This is a genomic window from Sphingomonas sp. Root710 (assembly GCF_001429065.1).
In the GTDB taxonomy this organism is placed as follows: Bacteria; Pseudomonadota; Alphaproteobacteria; order Sphingomonadales; family Sphingomonadaceae; genus Rhizorhabdus.
In genome coordinates this window covers 885339-902823 of the sequence record NZ_LMIB01000012.1, presented here as the reverse complement: position 1 = coordinate 902823, position 17485 = coordinate 885339, and the positions used below count along the sequence as shown (strand labels likewise).

The following is a 17485-nucleotide window of genomic DNA, read 5'->3' as shown; positions in this document are numbered from 1 at the left end:
GCTCTTATCGAATGCATATAGCTCGGAAAGCTGAAGGGCGTTCCAGACATAGCGATCGCGTATATGCTGCTCGTCGGCGAGCCTGCCCTCCGCTCACTACACGAAGCGTTTCGAGCGTGCGCGGCGACGGGTTAAGACTGCTCGTAACGTGCACATTGGACAAAATCGTGAGGGTCGGCCTCAGATGGATCGTCGCGTATCCTCCGATGGAACGGATATGCGGATCACGGCAGCCGTGACACGGCGTAGCGAGGAACCCGAGCAATGTTAGGGGGCAATTCGACCGCCAGCGGGTAGGGCGCGAACTTCATCCGCACGCCCGAGCTGGATCGACGGAGCTTAGCCTCGCTTATCCGGCTAACGCAATCCGGCTGGGTGAGCACGAAGCTACCCAAATTCAGTCCGGAAAACTGGAGCGGGCGAAGGGATTCGAACCCTCGACCCCAACCTTGGCAATTGGCTCCGGGAATTTCGCCTGGCTGCGATAGACTAATAAGAAACATTATAAAACAACTGCTTACGTAAAACGTTACGGGTCCGCTTTACCACTGCGGACGCCTGAGATTGCTATTATCTGCTTACCCATTGCTTACCCGACTGCTATGTTGGGCTCGGGTAAGCAGGAGAGTGACGGTGGCGAAGCTCACTAAGCAAATACTCGATCAGCTCAGACCCATCGCCGGGCGGGACGTGATGGCGTGGGACGGCGAGCTTCGAGGCTTCGGTGTACGAATAAAGCCGTCAGGCGCTCGAGCATTTGTTCTGCAGTATCGTAATGCGGAAGGCCGCAGTCGGCGACTGACCCTCGGGTCAGCATCAGTCCTTACCCCCGATGCTGCGCGTAAACTCGCCATCCAAAAGCTCGCTGAGATAACGCAAGGTGGTGACCCGGCGGAAGTGAGGCAGGCCGCTCGCCGCAAGCCTACCGTCTCAGAAGTTTGCGATTGGTACATTGACGCGTCGGAGAGTGGAGAACTGCTTGGTCGTCGCCGGCGGCCGATCGCTAAGGCGACGCTCGCGCTCGACAAAAGCCGCATCGACATCCATGTGAAACCACTGATCGGCAATCGTCGCGTCGACAGCCTGACGATCGCCGACCTAGAGAAGTTTCAGGCCGATGTATCGTCGGGCAAGACGGCAAAGGCCTGGAAGGGGCGCGGCGGTAAAACGACGGGCGGCGCCGGGGTCGCTGGACGCGCCGTTGGTATGCTGCACACTATTTTCGAGCAAGCTGCGCGCTGGGGGATTGTCGAGCGCAATCCCGCGCGAGGCGTGCGCAAAATTTCGGTTGATAACAAACGAGAGCGTCGCCTCTCCCTCGAGGAAATCGGTCGTCTGGGCGTCGCATTGCGTGCGGCGACCGAAGAGCCGCCGGTCGCACTAGACGCGATACGGTTTATGCTCCTGACGGGCTTCCGGCGGATGGAAGCGTTAGGGCTTCATCGCTCTTGGGCGCAACTCGACCACTCTTCAGTCGATTTCCCAATGACAAAATCGGGCAAGCAGGTTCGCGCTATCGGATCGGCTGCGGTGCGCGTGCTCGCCGCGCAGGTCGCGCGGCGCGGCAATCCATTCATGTTCCCGAGCGAGATTAGCGACGGACATTTCGTCGGGGTGGTGCGAGTGCTAGACCGCCTATGTGCGATCGCAAGGATAGAAGGCGTCACTCCGCATGTCCTGCGGCACACTTTCGCGAGCGTTGCCGGAGACATGGGCTTTTCTGAGCTCACAATTGCTGGCCTTCTCGGTCATGCAGGTCGCGGGGTGACTCAGCGCTATATCCATCTCGATCGAGCGCTGGTTCTTGCCGCCGATCAAGTTTCCGAGGAAATTGCTGGCGCGCTTGATGGCAAGATTGGCGTCATTAGCCGGGCGATTTAAAATTGACGGCTTCAGCCTGAGACGGTCGATATGCAGGTCGATGGAACCGATCATTAACGGCCTCCGCAGGCCCTGCGTAGAGCTAAGGGGTCGCCGATGGTCGGGCAGGCAGCGGCAATTGCATTCGCTCGCGCGTCAGAGAATTGGACGCTAATCCTCTCCGTAAAGCTCGCGCTGGGACCGGTCGACCTCGTCAGCGTAGCGTTTACGGACATATTTCTCGGTGAGCATGCCGAGAATCCGGCCCTCCGCATCGACAACCGCTAGATCGTCCGCCTCGCTCTTGTCGAAGCGCACCATGATCGCGCTGATCGGCATGTCCGGAGACAAGGTGACATCCTTTAGGATCGACAATTCGGCGATGAGACGGTCATCGGCACCGGTGTCGGCGTAGACGGCGGCGGTGGGTACCAGGCCGGCATAATGTCCGGCTTCATCCTCCAGCAGCACACGACTCGTGGAGCCGAGAGGAAAAAGCGCTTTGAATGCCGACAGGGTCAAGGCTGGCGAGGCGGTGGCTGGCGCGGGACGCATCATCCGCCGCGCTGTAAGCAGGCGTACCCATCCGACATCGCGGGCGCTCTTGATCACCTCACCGCGCAGATGCAGACGCCACGTCGAGAAAGAATAGCCGAAACGTTCCCGAACCAGCGCGCTGGAACATAAGGTGGCGGTCAAAACGACCGCCGTGATCCCAAAATCATGGGTAGCCTCAAGTACCAGCAGCGACATGGTCATCGGACCGCCGACAACGGCAACCGCGAGCGCCGCCATGCCGACCAACGCGGCATCGACGGGTGAGAGTATGATGGCGCTTGGCAGAAGAGCCCATAGACCGGCAAGAATTTCGCCGAGCAGAGCTCCGAGGAACAGGGATGCAAAGAACAGTCCGCCACGAAAGCCGAATCCCAGCGAGACGATCGATGCGAGTGATTTGAGGAGGAAAATCAAGACGAGCGCACTGAGAGCAAGCGAGCTCCCAATGGTCAGATGCAGCGCGCCATGGCCGGCGGACAGCGCATGTGGCGAGACAAAAGCGATAGGAATAAGGATGGCGCCACCTAAAATAGGTCGCGACCATTCCGGTAACCTGCTTCGCCGAACGACTGTCTCGGCCACCGAAACGAGACGCATGAGCGCGATACCAATCTCGGCCGCGATCAACCCCAGTGTGGCGTAGAGAAGGTAATCGACCGTGGCGAGGTTCTGGCTGCTGGTCGCGGCGATCAGATAGGGTGTCGCGCCCAGCGTTCGAGCAGTGATCACAGCGGCAATGGTAGCGGCTACGACGGGCGCGATGCTGGCTGGAGTATAAGCCCCGATGACGATCTCGAAAGCATAGAAGGCACCAGCGAGCGGAGCGCCGAAGGCCGCGCCGACCGCCGCGCCCGCTCCAGCGCCCAGTAGCACGCGTAGATCGCTGCGACGCAGGTTGAACCATTGTCCGATCAGTGAAGCCATCCCGCCGCCGGCCTGCGCATAAGCCGCCTCCAAGCCGACCGATGCCCCACAGCCGTTGGAAATCAGAGTCTGACCGGACACCAGCAGCGTGTCGCGAAATGGGATTCGACCGCCGTGCAGAGCGTTAGCTTCGACCACGTCGATTGCGGTGCGCTTGCGCTTGCCCACAATCAGGATGGTTCCCCCCAATAGCGCGCCGCCTAGCGGCAGAGCGAGCAATCGCATGGGTGATAAGGTGGCGAGGCCGCTCAGACGGGCATCGGAATTCAGATCATAAAGCATGGACTGCAGGAGATGGGTCAGGCCGCTGAGCGCCGCAGCGATAAGACCGGCAGCAATGCCCACGCCTACCGCGAGAAGAATGAAAAAGCCCTCGCTCGAGCGCAGGCGCCGTCGAGTGAGACGAAGGAGCGAGGTAGGCCTCAGCATCTGCAGGTATCGGTCGAAAGCATATCGGTCAGTCCTGTCGCGCGATCAGCTGCCCCAGAATGGCTAACAGTAAAACCGATGAAGCAATCGACAGCGCGGCCATCAGACCCGACTGAGCCCGGGTCGCTATACTGATCGACACCAGCAGGGCCGCGGCTAGTCCGATCAGTTTTACGAACAGCAGAATTTCGGAACGGTCGATACTGGCCCTCCTGTGAAGCGCGGCCGAAGTGGAGGCCGACGGGGAGTGAAGACACTGGCCTGAACGAAAGGTGACTCGCGGCCTACCAAGCCGTCTCGGATCGACATTTGGAACCAGTGGGCAGCTATGATCGATCTTTTTCTCCGAACTCAGCGCAGCCTACTCGGTGTTAGCTGTCCCCTCTTTTATGGCGGCTTTGGGCGGCTTTGGCGAGCACCGCATAACCGAGAAGTCCTGCCAGCAGGGAGCCGGCCATCACCCCGAGCTTCGCTTCCCTTTGCAAGATCGGATCGCTTGGAAAAGCGAGCAGGGCAATGAAGATGCTCATGGTGAAACCGATGCCGCAGAGGAGGGCGACGCCGACCATATGATGCCTGGTAGCGTGCGAAGGCATGTCGGCAAAGCCGAGACGGATCGCAAGCATCGCGAAGCCCAGCACGCCTGTCACCTTTCCGATAAGCAAACCCAGCGCTACGCCGAGGGTAACCGGCGCCACAAACGCCTGCATAGTCAGCGAGACGACGGAGACGCCTGCGTTCGCCAGACCGAATATCGGGACGATCAAAAAGCCAACGGGCAGATATAAGGCATGTTCAAGCCGGTGCAGCGGACTGTCGATGTTGGCATCTGGTCGGCTTGGTGTACGATCCATAGGGATGGTCAGCGCGAACGCGACACCGGCCAGCGTCGCATGGATGCCGGATCGATAGACCAGAATCCAGAGCAATGGCGCCATCAAGAGATAGGGAGCCAGCTTGCGGACTCCCGCGCGATTGAGCGCGATCAGCAGGCCGATCACGGCCACTGCTCCGCCGGCATCAGGCAGCGAAAGTTTGGCGGTGTAGAAGATCGCGATGATCACCACGGCCCCGAGGTCGTCGATGATCGCGAGTGCGGCGAGGAAAACCCGCAGCGACGCCGGCACGCGGTCTCCGAGCAACCCCATGATCCCCAGAGCAAAAGCGATATCGGTTGCTGCCGGGATGGCCCAGCCAGCCGCCGTCGGACCGTGATTGAAGGCCAGGTACAGGAGTGCTGGTACGACCATCCCGCCCAGCGCGGCGACTCCTGGTAAGATGCGGCGAGGCCAGGTTGATAGCCGCCCGTCCAGCACCTCCCTTTTTATTTCCAGCCCCACGAGCAGGAAAAAAACTGCCATGAGGCCGTCATTGATCCAGTGCTGAAGCGAGAGCGGGCCTAGACTGGCATGGAGGACACTCTCATAAGCGGTCTGCCCCGGAGAGTTGGCCAGGATCATGGCAAGGGCGGCTGCCCCGATCAGCACGAGTCCGGCAGAAGATTGGCTGTCGAGAAAGCGGCGGATGGCGCTAGGATGAAGAACGCGCAAGGGATTCATCACGGGATCCCGGGTGTCGATAAGCCCTGCTGGCGGCCCGACCAGCACAGATACCTGCTCGCTGCAGTCGGGAAGCGAGCACCCGAGCTTTTTCCTATCGCAGACGGTAGGGCAGCGCACAACCCGGAGGCCGTGGTCAAGGCAGACGCATGTCGCTTATCTGGTTCACCCTGTGCTTCTGTCACGACCTCTCAGCGGCCAGGATTTGATGTGAATGTCGCGCTGCGGCAGCGGAATCTCGACATTGTGATCGCGAAACAATCGCCAGATCCGCCCCAGAATGTCAGATTGAACGTTGCCGACGCCCTGTTCGGGATCGCTGATCCACACCAGAATGTCATATTCGACACCACGTTCGCCGAAGCTGCGCAACCAGACATTGGGCTGCGGTGTCGACAAGACCCGCGGACATTCGGTGGCGGCTTGGATCATCAGGCGCTCCGCAAGCTCGAGGTCGCTGTCATAGGCAACGGCTAATGGCATGCGAATCCGGACGTCGCGGCTTGAAAATGACCAGTTTTCGACTCGTTCCGTCATCAGCAACTCATTGGGAATGAGATGCTCCTTTCCATCCCGCGTGACCACGGATACCGCGCGCACACCGATCTTGTTGACCCAGCCAAATGTGTCGCCCACGACGATGACGTCGCCGGGTTTGACCGACCGATCCATGAGCAGGATCAGGCCCGACAGCAGGTTACCGAACGTCTTTTGCAGGCCAAAGCCGACCGCCAATCCGAAGGCGCCCGAGAAGACTGCGAGCGCGGTCAGATCGATTCCGAGAAGGTCGATGCCCATCAGCGCGGCGATGACGACGAACGCGACAGCGACGAGTTTCTGGATCAGGACGCGTTGATAGCGGTCGAGACCGCCGACCTGATCGATCGAGCGCCCGATGAGGCGGATGGCGATGCGGGTCCCCATGAAGAGGAGTGCGATAACGACGACGCCGTTCAACACACCGAGCAAGCTTATCTGGCGGGAACCGACAGAAACACTCGCTGCGTTCAATCCTGCGAGCAAGGGCTCCAGGCCTTGCAGCGCGCCCACCACCGTTCCGGTAAAGGCGGTAATGCCGAGCGGTATGGCCAAGGGGCCAGCACCGGCAGTGCGCGCGAGACGGTGGACGAAAAGTCCGGCGGCCGACCCCATGGCGGCCGACAGGATGAGTTGGGCCGCGAGCGCCTCAAATCCTATCATACTCGCCGCTACGAGAAGCATGAGCGCGACGGCCCAACGGAGGAGGGCGCAAATCCCGGGCGTTCCCTGCGCGCTCTGTCCGTTATCCGGTGAAGGCCAGCGCGCGATGAGGGGCGGGGTCAGCCGCCGTGCGATCAGCTCGGCGAGCGCGAAGGATGCCAGGCTGATTAGCGCGACAGCCAGCGCTTGCTGGACGGCACGGTCGCCGAGTCCCGGCAGCAGGAAAAATTCCATTGCACGTCCAGCTTGAAAAGATGCCAAGGGACATATCGGTAGCGCGGCTGTGGTGGTCAGGCCAGCCGCCCCCCTTGCGGCATGCTCTTTATCCAGTTGGAAACGGAGCTCGGCTCGTAATCCGTAACGCAGGCGTGGACGTCACCGCACAAGCCGGGCCGGCCGAATCCATCACGCGGCGTGCTTCCCCGGATCGTTCAGGAGCGCTGTGAGGGCGCCCAATATATCGTCATTCGTGAAGGGTTTTCCGACAAACTGGCTTGCGGGCACGCCCTGCGCCGGCCAGTTGGTACCGCATGTGCCGCTCGTGTACACGATCGGGATCTCTGGGTTGCACTCGCGAGCAAAGCGGGCAAGTTCCCAGCCCGATGTCCGATCGCCGAGCTGGATATCCGTAACCAAGGCGCATAACTGCTCGGCACGAGCAGAAATGGCGGCAACCGCAGCTTCAGACGATGCCGCCAGAAGCACGTCGAAGCCGGCACGCCTCAGTCCGTCTTCCAACATCATACGGATGAGAGGATCATCTTCTACGATCAGGATGGACTTCACCGTCCTGAAACACTCCTGTGCTGCGGCAAAACCCGTGCCGAGCCTCGCTCGGCACGGGCCGCCCCCCTGTGAAATGCCGCTAACCGCCCCCCAGCGTCCGACCCTCTCGAAGTATCGGGTTACGACATGAAAGGCAACGCTTATGCCGGTGCCATCCGCACAACCGCACCAAAACGGGTCGCGCCAAGCGCGATGCCGATCGCATGATCGCTGTTGGATGGCTGAAGCGGCGGTCCTCGCTAACCGATCGACGTCGCGTGCGACCAGGTTTGACGCCCCAATCGAGGACCGCGCTCGGCAAAATGTCCAAAACCCATCTCGGCGAAGTGCGGCGTATGCGGTTCACGCTGACCGATCTGCTTTCACGTCTCGGACAGGGTAGGATCGGTCAGATCAACAGGTGGAGCAACCACCTGACGCCAATCGTTACGGCTGCCACTATCGCTGCAAACAGCGCCAATCCTGCGAGAAGTTCAATCTTTTCGGTCCGCGGCATTGCGAATCTCCTGTTCCCGCATATATATCGGATAACGATATAGTTGTCTTCGGAATCAGGAGAGTTACCCTTGAAGCAACCCCGGTTCATGCGTGCCCTCAGCGTCGGCGTTCTGGCACTCGCCGGCGGTCAGGCGATCGGTGCCCCGCCTGCGCTTACAGCAGGGATGACCGTTTCCGATCCGGCCGGAGGCGCGGTCGGCACGATCGACAGCGTGACAGGCGAGACCGCCGTCGTCGCCACGGGCACCCATAAAGTGGCGCTGCCGCTTGCCTCCTTTGCCAAGAACGACAAGGGCGCCGTGATCGGACTGACGAAAACCGAGCTCGATGCCGCCGCTGCTAAGGCCGCCGAAAACGCTGCTGCGGCGTTGCGCGCGCAGATCATCCCTGGCGTGATGATCAGCGGCGCGCAAGGCAATCCGCTCGGCACGGTGAAGGCCATTGATGGCGACCTCGTCGTGCTTGCGTCCGGGCATGGTGACGCGCGCCTGCCCATCGCATCTATCGGAAGCGGTCCGAAAGGATTGATCGTGGGTATGACCGCCGCGGAGTTCGAAGCGGCCGTGAAGTCAACGCAATAGGAAACGGCAATGCGGCTTCGTCGAACTGGCGCGATCATCGGGTTGGCGGCTCTGCTGGCTTTTGGCTCTGCGGCCTCCGGGGCGGCGCCGGTCACGCCCCTGCCTGACCATGTCTTTCAGCGGGACATCCGCAATTATGCCAGCACGCTCGTGAAGGTGCTCGAGATCCGCCAAGTTGCTGATCGCGCCTGGAAGACAGCGGGGCCGACCGAACGAGCAGGCCTCAAGGTCCAATCGCAACGTGCTATCTATGAGGTGCTCGCGCGGCACGGGTTCACTCCTGCCAGCTTCAATCAGATCAGTGCCGCCATCGAGCGGACGCCCGACTTGCGAAGACGCGTGCGGGACCTCGTCATGCGCGAAAGTCTCGACCTGTAACCGGAACCGCCCTCGTCGTGAACCATTCACTGCCGGCCAGCGGGAAATGTCGACACGGCGAGAATCGCGATGATTTACCTCGGTGCCATAATCCTGCTTGCGCTGAGCGCGATTCTCATCCGGCTGATCGTCCTGCTGATGGACAGCGGACGTCTTCAACGCTCTCGGACCCTCATCCTGCTCATCCTGCTGTCGCTCCTTCCCGCCGTCGCTGGCATCGCGCTGCTCTTCACCCGGCATTTGATCTTTCAGCATCCCTGAGCGGCTCGAAGCGATTTCAAGTCCGGTTGCGCGGCAAGCAAAGCTTAATTTCAGAGAGACGCGATGATAGAAAATGTCTTCGGGTCAATGGGCATCACCCCAGGCCTTGGTCAGCTATTCGCCGCAGCGATCGCTATTGCCATCGCTGCGGCGATCGCACTAGGCCTACACGCAATGGCTCTGGCCGCGCTCAGGCGCCTCGCACAACGGACCGCTGGCCGCTCTGACGATGTCATCCTATCCCGGATCGCGTCGCCGACCCGATGGATCGCGATCGCTATCGCGCTCAGTTTCAGCCAGCGCAGCCTCGCGCTCAGCAATTGGGTCGAAGGCCTTTGGCAACAGGCGGCAGGGTTCATCCTGCCGGGGCTCATCGGCTGGCTGGCGATCGCCATCATTCATGCCATGAGTGACATCACCATCGCGAGAAGCGACATCAGCGTAGCCGACAATCTGCAGGCACGGCGCCGTCGCACACGCGTCACCATATTGACGCGCATCGCCATCTTCCTCGCGGTTTTCCTGACAGTCTGCATGATGCTGCTCAGCATACCCGGCATCCGCAGCGTCGGGGTGACCCTGATGGCGTCAGCGGGCTTGGCCGGCCTCGCGGTCGGCGCCGCTGCGCAGCCAGCCCTGAAAAACCTGATCGCAGGTGCCCAACTCGCCTTTACCGAGCCGATCCGCATCGATGACGTGGTCATTGTCGACGGCGAGTGGGGCAGGATCGAAGATATCCGGCTGACCTTCGTGGTGATCCGCATCTGGGACGATCGACGGCTGGTCGTGCCGGTAAGCAAATTTCTGGAGGAAAGCTTCCAGAACTGGACCCGTGCCTCGTCGCAATTGCTCGGTTCGGTTTTCCTGTTCGTCGATCCTGCAACCGATGTATCGCGCATCCGAACCGCGGCCAAGGCTATCGTCGAAGCAAATGAGAAATGGGATCGCCGGTTCTGGAACCTCCAAGTCACGGACACCAAACCGGACAGTGTCGAGCTACGTGTTCTGGTCACCGCCGCCGACGCCTCGAAGGCGTTCGACCTTCGCTGTGACGTGCGCGAGGCACTGGTCGGCTTCATCGCACGCGAAATGCCCGAAGCGATTGTGCGACTCCGCCTCAATGCCTATGCCGGTGGTGATATCTCTCACGCCGAAGCGCATTGAGGAGGTCCGACATAAGTCTGTTCAAGCGAGGACGAATTTGCGCGATCGCGCACTCCCTCGCGAGGATGATCGGACTGGTAGGTTCTGGCCCAGCCCCAAACACATCGGAAAGAGCCGGCGGCCGCCGTCAACGAATTGGATGCCGCTTTCGTTGTCGCCGGTTCCTGTCTGCGGGAATGCTGCGAAAACGGTCTAAGCCCGACCGATGCCGTGGAAATCCGTCACCCTTTGCGGCGACCTCCTTGCAGGCCGAGCAGCATGGCCGGCGCCCGATCACCCCTGGGTCAAACGGCCGACCGCGCGCTGGAAGCGCCGGTCAACGCTGATCTCACTCGACCTTGCGATAGACCGATGTTCACCGAGTTGCGCGCTTACGTTCGACAGATATATATCGTTCTACGATATATTGTAGCAGGTCCTCCGCAATAGCGGCTCGACGGGGCCAGGCTTTCAGCGGGATCCAGGAGAGGTACTATGCGGTTGGGATATCTCATAGCTGGTGTGGCTTTGATCGAGATTTCGATGGGGCGCGTTGCTTTTGCCCAAACGCGCACCATCGATCCGAACCGCGCTGGCGACATCGCCGCGTCATCGGGAGCGCTGCACGGGACGGACTCGCCACCGACAACAGGGTCGCTGCCGAACATACCGTCCCCACCATCGACGAGCGACGCAGACGGGCCCGCATCGCCGCCGAACGAGATCGCTGCTCCAGCGTCGAGCCCTCGCGAGGATGCGACCGCCGCCGTCATCGACAACAGCTATGCCGAGGACGATGTGCTCAGTGCGGCGGAGGGGGTCTTTGGGAAGGGTGCCGCTGGACTAGCGGATATTATCGAGAAGATCCTCGCCAAACAGGGGCGGCCCAATGCCTATATCGCTGGGAGGGAGGCGGGCGGAGCGTTCATCGTCGGTCTTCGCTATGGGTCGGGGACGCTTTTTCATAAGGTCGAGGGGCAGCAGCCGATTTATTGGACGGGCCCGTCGCTCGGGTTCGACATCGGTGCGAACGGCGCCAAGAGCTTCGTGCTGGTCTATAATCTGTACGACACAGCCGATATCTTCGAACGCTATCCAGCTGCGGAGGGCGCGGCCTATGTCGTTGGCGGCTTTACGGCCACCTATTTGCGCCGAGGGGATGTGGTACTGATTCCGATACGCCTCGGAGTCGGCTGGCGCCTCGGCGTAAATGTCGGGTATCGCGCATTCTCCAGGACGCCGCGAACATTGCCATTTTAAACGCCGCCGCGGCCATCGTTCTGGGAACGCCCGGATCCGGCCGCTTGCGAATTGAAAGCCGCTGGCCACACTCGATCGGCGGGCGTCTGATAGCCGCCATGATGGAGGCGCTCGGTACGACGCAGCGGCGCGGCGGAGCCGGCCACCAGCACCGGCGTGATCAACGGCGTCCCATTGCCACGGCAGCCGGACGGCCAAGGCGGTCGGCGGTGCGCCGGACATATCGTGACATGGGCGGCTAAGCCCTTGGAACCTGTCCAGATTGAGCCCCAGCCACCGATCGGCGTCGCCCTGCGCAGTGACGCGTTAGGACCATCAACACCGACCGCTCGACATCGGTCTAGCGGATGGGCCAGCTGGCGAGCACTTCGTCAGTTGCGGGATTCTCGATCCTGATTTCATCGATGCGAGCGCTGACGGCACAGATCGGGCGCTGCTCCACGCCCGCGGGCTGAATGCAGCGAACCGGTCCATAATCCCGATCGACGCGGCCTTTGATCCGCAGACGGAAGCCCTGTGACCCGTCGAAGTCGTCGGACCTGACGCGTTTGACGATGTTGAACGGCTTGCCGTCGCGCGACAGCCCGGCCTTGGCGTCGTCGGAAAACTGCGTAATCGCCAAGGTCTGCCCGGGAAGGGTCACTGGTTCGATACCCGATGGGCCGGCCGGGACGGGAGACGGGGGGCAACGCTCGCTTGAAGTCCAGGGCCTGGCAATCCAGAACCCTTCCGCTCGAGGGCCCTTTCCTTCTTCGAAACCCCAATCCTGAGCCTTCCATAGGACGGGCGTCACCGAAATGCGCAGTGCCTCGGTCGCCGCGTCGTAGCGCCACCGCATGGACGGGGTGCTGCCGTCCTCCGAGGGACCGGCGCAGCCAAAGGGAAGCACGACATCGAATCGACTGCCGGCTGCGCCTGTGACAGTCGGCGGCAGCGGGGTTCCAGACGCTTGCGCGTCCGATGCCTGCTGTGCCAACCCTATGAGGTCGGCTCTTCCCAGGGGCTTGGCTGGTTCGGTGCGGGTCACGGTCGGCGCTTGAGGCGTTGGTTCAGGCAGCGCTTGCTCGACGCGCGGGGCCGACGCGCGACCGAGAAAGAAGCCGCCGCCGCCGACGGCGAGCACGGCCGCCAGTCCAGCCGCAATGGCGATCCGGCTGGTCCTGATGCTGGGTTCGCGCATTACCGATAGATAGCAAGATCGCGCCTATCCTCCAGTCCCAAAGAGAAATTTCTTATCGAGCGTTGACACTCCGGCGATAGCAGCCGACGCAGCACGGCGATGACGGTCGACCAGATTCTTACCTTGGTTGTTCTTGCCGCGGTTGTCGCGGCGCTCATCTGGGACAGGATTCGCGCTGACGTCGTCGCGCTCAGTGGCGCGGCGGTCCTGTTGATGACCGGTGTCGTGCGGCCGGTCGATGTCCAGGGCGCGTTCGCGAGTCCCGCCATCATCGCCCTCGCATCGCTTTTCGTCATTGCCTATGCCTTGGAGCTTTCCGGTCTGCTCGACCGTGCCATTGCGGCGGCGGTGTCGATGTGTCGCCGTTTCGGCGCCATCGGAATTTGGATGCTGCTGGCGATGATCGGATCGGTTTCCTGTTTCCTCAACTCGACACCGATCGTGGTGCTGGGGGCCCCGGTGGTGCGCGACGTCGCCACCACGTTGAAGCTGTCGCCAAGGCGATTCCTGATCCCCTTGTCCTATGTGACCATCCTGACCGGCTGCTGCACGCTGATCGGGACGTCGACAAATCTTCTCGTCGACGACATGGCGAGCGTTTCCGGGCAGCCGCGCTTCGGCATGTTCGAGGTTACGCCGGTGGGTCTTCCCATGGCCATAGCCGGGGGCGTCTATCTGTTTCTGGTCAGCGGCCGGCTTCTGGGTGGTCGCCATGAGGATCAGATGCCGGAAGGCGCCATCGCGGCGATCGAACCGCTCCAGATACACAGCGCCCAAGTAGGCGATGCTGCCGTCTTTGCCGAGAGGCGGCCGCTTGTCTGGCGCAAGGCGATCAGTGCGTTGACGATCTTTCTCGGGGCCGTGGCGCTTGCCACGATCGGCGTTGCACCGATCGCGGCGACGGCGTTCGCCGGCGCGGTGCTACTTATATTGTTACGCGTGATCAGTGCCGACGAGGCCTATAGCGGCCTTAAGCCCGAGATCCTTATCCTCATCGCCGGCATGGTCGTCATCGGCATAGCGATGGATGAAAGCGGGCTTGCCGCGAGCGCGTCCAGGTTGCTCATCGCCAGTGTCCATGGCTTGAGTCCGATGGCAGCCCTGGCCGTGCTCTACCTCCTGACGATGGTGTTGACCGAATTGCTCTCTAACGCGACGGTCGCGGTGCTCGTGACGCCGGTGGCGGTCGCGCTTGCCGAGAGCCTTGGGGTCAGCCCGCGACCGTTTCTGGTGGCGGTGATGATGGCGGCAAGCGCCGCCTTCGCCACCCCCTTTGGCTATCAGACCAACGTGATCGTGTATCAGATGGGCGGCTATCGCTACATGGACTTTGTCCGGATCGGGTTGCCACTGAACATCATCACCTTCGCCGTCGCAATTATGGCGATCGGTTATGCTTTTCCCTTTTGACCGAATATCTCGCGGCGGTGTCGCGGTTGGCGCCGATGACGGAGCTGATCCGGCCCTCCCTTTTGCGCTGCGATGAGGCTCATGACCGCTAGGATCGGCACGTTGCTCATCGCCGGCTGACGGTGCGCCGACTCGCTGACGGACCGATATTCTCCGGCCCGATCGCCCGGGACCGCGCGATGACTCCGGTCGCCGGCCTGCCGGTGTCCGGGCTGCAAGCAGCCCATATCTTGCATCCGCGGGGTTGAAAATATCGTGTTACGATGTAAAATGTCGGCTTCTTCCTCGGAAGGATGTGACGGTGTCGAGCAGGATATTTCCGAGCCCTCGATCTCCAGACCGCCAGCGCGGTAAGCTGCCGCCTCCGAAATGGATGATTGCTCCGGTGTTTCGATCCGCGGCAAGCCCCGACCATGTCGACCCGAAACGTGCGGGGCCCGAACCGCCCCCCAGTGAGGAGATTGTGCAGAATGGCCGATCGCATAGTGTTGGAACATCAAAGCCGGGATCCGCACCATTTGATTCTGTTCGGGATGATCGGAACGGAGCCGGTTCTGGTCGAGGTTGACAATGCGGCTTGCATGAAACTGGCGGGTCGGGGTTCGGTCTCGAACCACCAAAATATCGTCGACGACCATTATGGCGCGATCGCCGAAGCCGCCGAACGGCTGTTCGACGATCAGTCTTTCGAAGCAGGTGGCGACCGCGATCTGCCACATATTCTGGTCACGGCTCTTGATCTCGATTGAGCTGGCCGCGGCAGATCGGACCGGACATGTTCGGCTTGGTCTTCACGTCCTGATCCGCCGGAACAATGGCCTGGACGTTCGTGACCCACTCCGGTTTGGCGTCGCGCGGCCATATCATGAAAGCCTGGGTCCGGTGGGTGAGGGCGGGGTCGCCGGCAGCTCCGCCTGAGTCGGCGCTCGGCATTGCCCCCGATCCGCCGGCGGCGGCGCGTGTAGCGCGTTGCGCCACTGCCGGTCGCCTCCGCGTCCCTGGCTCAGTCTCGCTGCTCGTCGGCCGGCGGACGAGATGCTTTCATGTCGTCCTCAAGCCTCAGGCGTTCATGCGCCAGCGCGGCCTGGGCCAGGATGGTGGACAGCATTAGCTGTTGATGTGGCGGCGTGGGGTCGCGACCATCGGCGCGCGCCAGTCCCAGGACGGCCAGAATGCCGAGAGATGTCTTGAGTGGCTGGAACTGCCAGTTGGCCGAAGCCAATGTCGCGGTTCCCGCACCGGTTGCCGTGCCATGCTGCCACGCCCAGTCGAGCGCTGCACGGTCGACCGGACCGATCTCCTCGAACGCGGGCGCTGCGGCGGCGACCTCCAACTCGCCTCCAACTTCACGCAACAGCACCGTGTGGACGTTCAAAAGGCGATGAACATGCTCGCATACCGTTGCCGCCGTCGCTTCCCAACTCGCATCGCCGGTCAATCGTTGTGCAAAGGCCGCGAGGCTCGCATTCTCCTGGGCGCTGCGGTCGCTCAGCACCAGCCTGCTCCGCAGGCGATGGGTCATCACCCCTGTATACACGCTGACCACCGCGAGCACGACGCCCATCACCACATTTTGCGGCGCCGCCGGATCAAAACTGAATGCCGGTCTCAGTAGGAAGAAATTGTAGCACAGCACGGACAGGAACGCGGCGGTCAGCCCGGGAATGAAGCCGTAGCGCGCCGACATTGCGATGACGGGAAAGAGAAAGAGCAGATCGAGCGAGCGGCTGCTCATCCACAGCTGCAGGCCTTCGGCGATGAGCAAGGTGGCAGCGACCGCAAGGCTCGCCAGGGCGACGTGACGGGGGCAGACCGTCAGCGCCGGCGAGGGGGCTGCCAAACTGCGTCGCGCCGGCTTCGCGCCGGCCGTCGGATAAATGTGCAAAGCTATATCGGCTATGTCCCTGGACACGGTAGCAGCCAGCTTGTCGCTGGACCGACGCCATGATCCATCGGAGCGCGCAGCGCCGATGACGAGATGATCCGCCCGTGACGATCGGAGATGCGCGCTTAGCCCATCGCCGACCGTCGCCGCTGCTATCGTCGCGATCGATGCACCCAATGCAGCGGCCCTGCTCAGGGCCTCGGCGACGCCCCTAACGCGATCCGGGTCATGCTCCTGTTCCGGCGTCTCCACGTGGAGGGCTTCCCAGCCGATGCCCAAGGCGGTCGCAAGCCGCTCTGCATGGTCCAGCAACCCGGCCGTCTCGCGTCCACCGCTCACAGCCACCACGAGGTGGCTTGCAGCGGGCCTCGATCGATGGCTGGCGGCCGCGGATAATGAACTATTTGGACCTGTTTTCATCGCCTACCCTATCGTGACGCGTCGGCCGGCGCAAAGGTTCCGGCCCTGTTCGATCCAGCCTTGCCGGGCCATCGCGCGCGACGTCGAGCGGGCGTCCATCTCGCGAGCATTGCGGTGCCTTGGCAACGTGGATAGCGTCTCATGAGGCGAACCGGTGCCGATCACCGCATCAACCAGATCTCGTGCTGGACGCATTAGCTGACGGATTCCCCCAGCTTCGCAGCCTGGCAATTGCAGCGGCTCGTGTGACGGGAAACGACGAGGCCATCCGCCCTTGTGTCGCGCCCGTGCCGGCGCACCTCGACCGGCGCGGCATGGTCCCCTTCCCGATGGCCTGGAACGCTCCGAGCTGCTCAGGGGAATTTGCGCTTGGGCGGTATCGTCACGCCCTCCACCTTGGAGGCTTTTTCCTCCATCCAGCGTTCGGCGAACAGGTCACGCCGCCGAACATGCTCGGTGAGCTCCTTGCCGAGCTTGTCCATCGCGCCGATCAACGTCCTGACGTTCAGATATTCGAGATCGGGACCAAGTTCTTCGTTGAGCTCCCGCAGCGCCGCCGTCACGATCGTCATCAGCTTGTTGTCGGCACAGCGCAAGGCGAACTCCGCTGAGCGAAGGGGAATCACGGCAAGAATGGCGACCGGATCGCTGTCGGTCGCCTGGGCGAACCGGGCCAGCCGGGCATAGGTGATCCGACCGGTTCCGGCTTCGAAATGCTCATAGGTCCTCACCGGCATCCCCATCGCCGCGGCGACTTCCGACGGTTTCATGCGTCGCGCCTTGCGTATTGACCGCAACGCCTTCGCGATCAGCGCCGCCTGCGCGCGTTCCTCGCTCTTGTCGGTGCCAGTTACGTTCATGGCGGACTCACCGGGCGTGGTCCCAGGCGATCCAGCGCCCGGCAATCATTGCGCCATCCCGTGCAGAGGATCGGCGCGCAATGGCGAACCAACCTCGCACGGCGCTTTGGGCGCGTTGCCCGCCCGCTTGGTGGTGAAGCCGCAAAGCAATGGGGCCAAGCCCGCAAAATCCGCCGTAAGTTGGCATAACAGTGTAAGATGCCGCCAAAAAATCGCGGATGTCGACCCCGCATTACTCCAAATCCGACGAATATATCCGGCTCCGCGGCGTCGCGCGTAGCGTGGACTTCAGC

17 protein-coding genes are annotated in these 17485 nt (G+C 62.0%); 7 read left to right on the top strand and 10 right to left on the bottom strand.

What is annotated here, in order from left to right; genetic code table 11:
* The first annotated feature begins 633 nt into the window (after positions 1 to 633).
* Positions 634 to 1881, top strand: coding sequence for a tyrosine-type recombinase/integrase (locus ASE00_RS14155; RefSeq protein WP_056381717.1), 1248 nt, complete (start codon positions 634 to 636; stop codon positions 1879 to 1881).
* Positions 1882 to 2031: 150 nt separating this feature from the next.
* Here the strand turns inward: ASE00_RS14155 and ASE00_RS14150 are convergent, their stop codons facing one another.
* The 4 genes from ASE00_RS14150 to ASE00_RS14135 all read right to left on the bottom strand — a co-directional run bounded on the left by ASE00_RS14150 (position 2032) and on the right by ASE00_RS14135 (position 7316).
* On the bottom strand, positions 2032 to 3771 hold the full coding sequence (locus tag ASE00_RS14150; protein ID WP_056381258.1) for a chloride channel protein: 1740 nt from the start codon (positions 3769 to 3771) through the stop codon (positions 2032 to 2034).
* A gap of 371 nt (positions 3772 to 4142) precedes the next feature.
* The gene (nhaA, locus tag ASE00_RS14145) at positions 4143 to 5330 is read right to left on the bottom strand and encodes a Na+/H+ antiporter NhaA (protein WP_056381256.1); all 1188 of its coding nucleotides are present in this window, start codon (positions 5328 to 5330) and stop codon (positions 4143 to 4145) included.
* A 165-nt stretch (positions 5331 to 5495) separates the two neighbouring features.
* Positions 5496 to 6764 carry a mechanosensitive ion channel family protein gene (locus ASE00_RS14140; RefSeq protein WP_056381255.1) on the bottom strand — a complete coding sequence of 423 codons (1269 nt, stop codon included), beginning with the start codon at positions 6762 to 6764 and terminating at the stop codon, positions 5496 to 5498.
* A 171-nt stretch (positions 6765 to 6935) separates the two neighbouring features.
* The gene (locus ASE00_RS14135) at positions 6936 to 7316 is read right to left on the bottom strand and encodes a response regulator (RefSeq protein WP_156405430.1); all 381 of its coding nucleotides are present in this window, start codon (positions 7314 to 7316) and stop codon (positions 6936 to 6938) included.
* Between the two features lie 566 nt (positions 7317 to 7882).
* On the opposite strand from ASE00_RS14135, the gene ASE00_RS14130 reads away from it, so the two are divergent.
* The 5 genes from ASE00_RS14130 to ASE00_RS14110 all read left to right on the top strand — a co-directional run bounded on the left by ASE00_RS14130 (position 7883) and on the right by ASE00_RS14110 (position 11437).
* A complete protein-coding gene (locus ASE00_RS14130; RefSeq protein ID WP_162256461.1) occupies positions 7883 to 8395 on the top strand; it encodes a hypothetical protein in 513 nt (170 codons plus the stop codon).
* Positions 8396 to 8404: 9 nt separating this feature from the next.
* Entirely contained in the window at positions 8405 to 8773 is a 369-nt protein-coding gene (locus ASE00_RS14125) for a DUF4168 domain-containing protein (protein ID WP_082594699.1), read from the top strand.
* 69 nt (positions 8774 to 8842) lie between these two features.
* Positions 8843 to 9034 carry a hypothetical protein gene (locus tag ASE00_RS14120; RefSeq protein WP_056381246.1) on the top strand — a complete coding sequence of 64 codons (192 nt, stop codon included), beginning with the start codon at positions 8843 to 8845 and terminating at the stop codon, positions 9032 to 9034.
* Positions 9035 to 9208: 174 nt separating this feature from the next.
* On the top strand, positions 9209 to 10198 hold the full coding sequence (locus ASE00_RS14115; protein WP_321164027.1) for a mechanosensitive ion channel family protein: 990 nt from the start codon (positions 9209 to 9211) through the stop codon (positions 10196 to 10198).
* Positions 10199 to 10672: 474 nt separating this feature from the next.
* On the top strand, positions 10673 to 11437 hold the full coding sequence (locus ASE00_RS14110; RefSeq protein WP_056381242.1) for a DUF1134 domain-containing protein: 765 nt from the start codon (positions 10673 to 10675) through the stop codon (positions 11435 to 11437).
* Here ASE00_RS14110 and ASE00_RS23755 read toward each other — a convergent pair.
* Positions 11434 to 11601: a hypothetical protein gene (locus tag ASE00_RS23755; RefSeq protein WP_162256460.1), complete on the bottom strand. Its 168-nt coding sequence runs from the start codon at positions 11599 to 11601 to the stop codon at positions 11434 to 11436. The two genes, ASE00_RS14110 and ASE00_RS23755, sit on opposite strands and share 4 nt — an antisense overlap.
* A gap of 176 nt (positions 11602 to 11777) precedes the next feature.
* Entirely contained in the window at positions 11778 to 12617 is an 840-nt protein-coding gene (locus ASE00_RS14105) for a hypothetical protein (protein WP_056381240.1), read from the bottom strand.
* 99 nt (positions 12618 to 12716) lie between these two features.
* On the opposite strand from ASE00_RS14105, the gene ASE00_RS14100 reads away from it, so the two are divergent.
* The gene (locus tag ASE00_RS14100; RefSeq protein WP_056381238.1) at positions 12717 to 14027 is read left to right on the top strand and encodes an SLC13 family permease; all 1311 of its coding nucleotides are present in this window, start codon (positions 12717 to 12719) and stop codon (positions 14025 to 14027) included.
* Here ASE00_RS14100 and ASE00_RS23540 read toward each other — a convergent pair.
* From ASE00_RS23540 to ASE00_RS14080, 4 genes are all read right to left on the bottom strand, one after another.
* Positions 14009 to 14746: a hypothetical protein gene (locus tag ASE00_RS23540; RefSeq protein ID WP_156405429.1), complete on the bottom strand. Its 738-nt coding sequence runs from the start codon at positions 14744 to 14746 to the stop codon at positions 14009 to 14011. The two genes, ASE00_RS14100 and ASE00_RS23540, sit on opposite strands and share 19 nt — an antisense overlap.
* 7 nt (positions 14747 to 14753) lie before the next feature.
* Entirely contained in the window at positions 14754 to 14960 is a 207-nt protein-coding gene (locus ASE00_RS14090; protein WP_056381234.1) for a hypothetical protein, read from the bottom strand.
* Positions 14961 to 15030: 70 nt separating this feature from the next.
* Positions 15031 to 16224 carry a DUF4118 domain-containing protein gene (locus ASE00_RS14085; RefSeq protein ID WP_235538673.1) on the bottom strand — a complete coding sequence of 398 codons (1194 nt, stop codon included), beginning with the start codon at positions 16222 to 16224 and terminating at the stop codon, positions 15031 to 15033.
* Between the two features lie 461 nt (positions 16225 to 16685).
* Complete coding sequence (locus tag ASE00_RS14080; protein ID WP_056381229.1) at positions 16686 to 17192, bottom strand: helix-turn-helix domain-containing protein; 507 nt, start codon at positions 17190 to 17192, stop codon at positions 16686 to 16688.
* Positions 17193 to 17485 lie beyond the last annotated feature (293 nt).

Excerpts from the sequence above, each read along its gene's own strand:
- ASE00_RS14080 (WP_056381229.1), bottom strand. The coding sequence starts at position 17,192 with ATGAACGTAACTGGCACCGACAAGAGCGAGGAACGCGCGCAGGCGGCG.
- ASE00_RS14105 (WP_056381240.1), bottom strand. The coding sequence starts at position 12,617 with ATGCGCGAACCCAGCATCAGGACCAGCCGGATCGCCATTGCGGCTGGA.
- nhaA (WP_056381256.1), bottom strand. The coding sequence starts at position 5,330 with ATGAATCCCTTGCGCGTTCTTCATCCTAGCGCCATCCGCCGCTTTCTC.
- ASE00_RS14125 (WP_082594699.1), top strand. The coding sequence starts at position 8,405 with ATGCGGCTTCGTCGAACTGGCGCGATCATCGGGTTGGCGGCTCTGCTG.
- ASE00_RS14150 (WP_056381258.1), bottom strand. The coding sequence starts at position 3,771 with ATGCTGAGGCCTACCTCGCTCCTTCGTCTCACTCGACGGCGCCTGCGC.
- ASE00_RS14140 (WP_056381255.1), bottom strand. The coding sequence starts at position 6,764 with ATGGAATTTTTCCTGCTGCCGGGACTCGGCGACCGTGCCGTCCAGCAA.
- ASE00_RS23540 (WP_156405429.1), bottom strand. The coding sequence starts at position 14,746 with ATGTGGCAGATCGCGGTCGCCACCTGCTTCGAAAGACTGATCGTCGAA.
- ASE00_RS14100 (WP_056381238.1), top strand. The coding sequence starts at position 12,717 with ATGACGGTCGACCAGATTCTTACCTTGGTTGTTCTTGCCGCGGTTGTC.
- ASE00_RS14120 (WP_056381246.1), top strand. The coding sequence starts at position 8,843 with ATGATTTACCTCGGTGCCATAATCCTGCTTGCGCTGAGCGCGATTCTC.
- ASE00_RS14110 (WP_056381242.1), top strand. The coding sequence starts at position 10,673 with ATGCGGTTGGGATATCTCATAGCTGGTGTGGCTTTGATCGAGATTTCG.
- ASE00_RS14115 (WP_321164027.1), top strand. The coding sequence starts at position 9,209 with ATGGCTCTGGCCGCGCTCAGGCGCCTCGCACAACGGACCGCTGGCCGC.
- ASE00_RS14090 (WP_056381234.1), bottom strand. The coding sequence starts at position 14,960 with ATGCCGAGCGCCGACTCAGGCGGAGCTGCCGGCGACCCCGCCCTCACC.